The 4159-nt window shown below is 61.2% G+C and carries 5 protein-coding genes; 1 reads left to right on the top strand and 4 read right to left on the bottom strand.

Going from position 1 to position 4159, the window contains the following annotated elements; translation table 11 throughout:
* Positions 1–1491, bottom strand: a 1491-nt coding sequence (locus AC1DY5_RS44655; RefSeq protein ID WP_478120820.1) for an AMP-binding protein, incomplete at its 3' end; no start/stop codon positions are given.
* Positions 1492–1625: 134 nt separating this feature from the next.
* Between AC1DY5_RS44655 and AC1DY5_RS44650 the strand changes: the two genes are divergently transcribed.
* Positions 1626–2048, top strand: a complete 423-nt coding sequence (locus tag AC1DY5_RS44650) for an ACT domain-containing protein (RefSeq protein WP_478120819.1) — start codon at positions 1626–1628, stop codon at positions 2046–2048.
* 91 nt (positions 2049–2139) lie between these two features.
* On the opposite strand, the gene AC1DY5_RS44645 is transcribed toward AC1DY5_RS44650, so the two are convergent.
* The 3 genes from AC1DY5_RS44645 to AC1DY5_RS44635 form a co-directional block, all read right to left on the bottom strand.
* Positions 2140–2337, bottom strand: a complete 198-nt coding sequence (locus AC1DY5_RS44645; protein ID WP_478120818.1) for a CopG family transcriptional regulator — start codon at positions 2335–2337, stop codon at positions 2140–2142.
* 521 nt (positions 2338–2858) lie between these two features.
* Complete coding sequence (locus AC1DY5_RS44640) at positions 2859–3074, bottom strand: ribbon-helix-helix protein, CopG family (protein WP_478120817.1); 216 nt, start codon at positions 3072–3074, stop codon at positions 2859–2861.
* 756 nt (positions 3075–3830) lie between these two features.
* On the bottom strand, positions 3831–4124 hold the full coding sequence (locus AC1DY5_RS44635) for a universal stress protein (protein WP_478120821.1): 294 nt from the start codon (positions 4122–4124) through the stop codon (positions 3831–3833).
* Positions 4125–4159: the final 35 nt, after the last annotated feature.

The following is a 4159-nucleotide window of genomic DNA, read 5'->3' as shown; positions in this document are numbered from 1 at the left end:
GATACAGATGTTGCCGGCCTTGCCCGAACCGCTGGCGAGCTCCTTGCCCCGATCGTCGTAGATCACAGGATGAATGCCGGGAATCGCGGGCCCGGCGCTGCCGGGTTTCATCTGGTGGATGCCCGGCACCGTGCTGCAGAGAAAGCCGCCGGTTTCGGTCTGCCACCAGGTATCCACGATGACGGCTTCGCCCTTGCCGACCATGCGGTGGTACCACTTCCACACCTCGGGCTCGATCGGCTCGCCAACGGTCGTCATGTGCTTGAAGTGGTGGTCGTATTTCGCCGGCTCGTCGGGTCCGTCGCGCCGCAGCGCGCGGATTGCCGTGGGTGAGGTATGGAAGATATTGACGCCGAGTTGTTCGGCGATGCGCCATGGCCGGCCGGCGTCCGGATGGGTCGGAACGCCTTCATACACGACCGTTGAAGCGGCGAGCGCCAACGGGCCGTAGACGATGTAGGAATGGCCCGTGATCCAGCCGATGTCGGCCATGCACCAATACACGTCCTCGGGGTGGATGTCCTGGATGTATTTGGATGTCCAAGTGACGTAGGCGAGGTAGCCGCCGATCGAATGTTGGCAACCTTTCGGCCGTCCGGTGGTACCGCTCGTGTACATCAGGAACAGCGGCGCCTCGGCCGGCAGCGGCATGGGCTCGACACGCTGGCCGCGGAACTTGCCGAGCAGGCCGTTGACGATGACGTCGCGCCCCTCGACGAGCTGCGTGGCGCTCGAGGTCTTGCCCGGGTAGCGCTCCCAGATCAGGACCTTGTCGACCTGCTGGCCAAGGCTGGCGGCCTCCTTCACCGCGATGTCGGCCTTTTCCTTGTGATCGAGCAGATGGCCGGCGCGGTAGTACGCGTCCATCGTGATTAGCACGCGACTCTCGGAATCCCAGATGCGTTCGGCACAAGCCTTGCCGCTGAAGCCGCTGAACACCTGCGAGTGAATCACGCCGAGCCGCGCGCAAGCGAGCATGGTGATCGGCAGTTCCGCCACCATGGGCATGTGCAAGGTCACGCGGTCGCCCGCCTTGAGTCCACAGAAGTCGCGCAACAGCGCCGCGAACTCGTTGACGCGGACGAACAGCTCTTGATAGGTCAGGTGCTGTACCGGCTCGTTCTCCGGCTCGGGCACGAAATGGATGGCGGTCTTGTTCTTATGTTTGACGAGGTGACGATCGACGCAGTTGTGGCAGGCGTTGATCCTGCCTCCGACGAACCAGCGCCAGAACGGCGGGTTGCTGGCGTCGAGCGTCGTCTGCCAGTACTGGTACCAGTCGAGAAGGTCCGCGAATTCCTTGAAGCACTCAGGGAATTTGTCGAGGGCAAAACGCTGGAAGACGCCAGCGTCGGTCAAATTGGCTTGCGCGATGAACCGGCTGGGGGGCGCCACGTAGTCCTCTTCCGGCCAATGCACCGCGATTTGTGCCTCGGAGACATCGACAGTCTGCTGCTTGGCGGGATGGCGAGGCGATCTGTGCTCAGTCATGACGGCGACTCCTTTTTCGGGCAGATCGAATTCCAAGCAAGAAAACCCTATACCACGGTGCCAAAACTTGTCAACCCGGCGGTTATGGCCTAGCCTCTGATCGACACGCCAGCAGCGAAAATGGAGGATCAATCATGGATCTTCTCGTGGAACCTACAGATGTATGGGCAGCGACCATCCAGGACCGACCCGGCGGCCTTGCCGAGGTGCTAGATACGCTACGCGAAGCGGGGGCCGACCTGCAATTCGTCATTGCGAGGCGGACGCCAGACAAGCCAGCGACGGGGGTCGTCTACGTCACGCCGCTGCAGAACGACCGTGAAATCCGTGCTGCGGCACAGGCGGGCTTCAACGTGACACAAAGCCTTCACTCTGTTCGGATCMTGGGTCCGGACCGCCCGGGCATCGCCGCGGAGTTGACGCAAAAGCTTGCTGCCGGGGAAATCAATCTTCGCGGTTTCTCGGCGTCCGTGATCGGCACACAGTTCGTAGCCTACATCGCGGTCGACTCGGTGGGCGACGCCAACAAGGCGATGGAAATCCTGTCGAAGGTCTGAGATCGTGACGACGGGTTCCGGCACCCGAAATGCGGTGGCACGTACGGGCAGGCTGACAGCTACCGCACGCTTGCTTCCGGGCCTGGTTAAGTCAGCGTTCGCGGGTCTTCCTGCTATCAGTTCGGACCCCGCTCGGCACAAAACTCACCCCATGATGGGCCAAATAGTCCCGAATCAGGCGTCGCACCACTTGAGAAGGTGTCACGTCCTGTTGTGCACAAAGTGTTTCGAAGGCCTGTTTCTTAGCCGGATCAATCAGGACCGTAAGGCGGGCAGTCTTAAGCTCCATGATGACTCCAAATATGTTAATTGTATGATAATTTGACAAACATACAAGGCAACTTGGATTGGAGCAACGACCAGCAGGTTTGCCAAGCGTGCGTGGTCCTTGAGGGCCTACGTTACCGCCTGATGGCAATCAGTAAACGACATATCAATGATGTGTCCGCCGTGTTGAATTGCAAGCGGCCTGCCTTGCCGAAACGGCGCCGGCAAACATTCTTCCCGAGGTACGGTCGAGAAGAATCAAGACTTCGAGGGCCGCCCGACTCCGCCCAGGAATCACGCAGAAATGCGGTGCCTCACCAAAACTTCCACCAGGATCGTGACAGGGCTTCTTTCTGTTGCGTGGGAGATGCGAGCGGCTGCGCCTGACTTTCTTGGATGCGTTGGCGTCGGCGCTGCTCCGCCTCAAACGCCTGTGCAACACCAAATGCAAGCTGCTCGCCACGTGCCGCACGCAAGCGCCACTCCCGGGCCAACTCGGCGAGTGCGTCGTCGTCAAGGTCGTTCGGTCTCGAATGCATCTGCTCAGTCGTCGTCGCCGATCAGGGTCTCGCGGCCACTCCCTCCTCCCGTCTCCAGACCGCTCGGGACGAAGGTCTCGCCGTGGCGAGTCAGATAGTCGCGAATTAGACGTCGTACGACCTGTGAAGGGGTGACGTCCTGGCGGGCACACAACGCCTCAAAGGCCCTTTTCTTCGCCGGATCGACCAGCACCGTCAGGCGCGCTGTCTTAAGTTCCATCGGATCTCTCACATGTCAGGTGTATTATAATAATATATCATTTAGTGCAATCTAGATTGCACTCCAAGGCGGGCCTTTTCGATCCTGCTTGGTCGGGATCGTGGAGTCCGATCCGAAGTACGGTCGCAGGTAGCCCAGATGCCGCTCAGCAAGAGTCATCGGGAGCGACCAAGCTAGGAAGAAGGCTCCAAACGAGTCCAATTGCACCCGCAGGGTGCCCGCCCACTGGCGGGCAGTCCCGTCAGCCTTGGAGCGGAGTTTCCTCGACCGATTCAAGCCGACTCTCTACGTACCCGGATGCCCGCCCTACCCGCTCACGTTCGTGTGCGGGGTCCTTCACCTGCTCGGTATCAAGAGCTGAGATACTTCCCTGGCTCGCGGCGTAGGGAGCATGCGGCCCCGCCACCAGAGCACACAGAATTGAGGGCCGGACGAAGCGTAGATTTTCTGCCCCGTTTTCAGTTCTCGCCCCTCGTACTGGGCGGCCATTTGAGCGTGGTTCGGAGGAATCTTCCGAAGCACAACGCGCAATCTAACCGGCGTTCACGGGCACCGGCGTGAGAGGTTCCAGTCCCTGAAACGGTCGACCGCCCTGCCCCTGCGTCTCGAACCAAATCCTGCGTGTGATCGCGCATGCCGTCGCGGCCTCCGTGTGGTGCGCTCGGCACGTCCGTCGAGGCACGGCTTACCCGCATCCGTCGACTCGGTCTCGCCAGACGCTCTGGGAGCTCTCGCCCCCCAGTCCGCCGCGCGGGACTAGCGCAGCACTAGCACGGGCGTGTGCGTGTGGGTAAGGACGTGCAGCGTCTCGCTGCCCATCAGCAGCCGGGTGGCGCCACGGCGCCCGTGCGAAGCCATCACGATCAGGTCGCACGCGCGRGTCTTGGCGACGTCGACGATGGAYTCKGCCACSARGTTCGACTTCATGACCACRGCCTCTGCRCTGTGAACCCCCTTSGCAAGGGCGGTGGCYTTGACCGCGTCCACCGTCTTCTGCGCGGCGGCCGTYGACGTGTGCTGCGCCTCTTCGATCTCGCGCTGATTCARCACGAKMAAACCTTCGAAATAGYTATGCGGTTCGAGGT

This window comes from Variovorax sp. P4_D9 (assembly GCF_056401695.1).
The sequence above is the reverse complement of the archived record's forward strand: the minus strand, read 5'-3'. Positions and strand labels throughout refer to the sequence as shown.

What these genes read in the sequence shown, in the direction of transcription:
- AC1DY5_RS44645 (WP_478120818.1), bottom strand. Translation starts at nt 2,337, where the DNA reads ATGGAGCTTAAGACTGCCCGCCTTACGGTCCTGATTGATCCGGCTAAG.
- AC1DY5_RS44640 (WP_478120817.1), bottom strand. Translation starts at nt 3,074, where the DNA reads ATGGAACTTAAGACAGCGCGCCTGACGGTGCTGGTCGATCCGGCGAAG.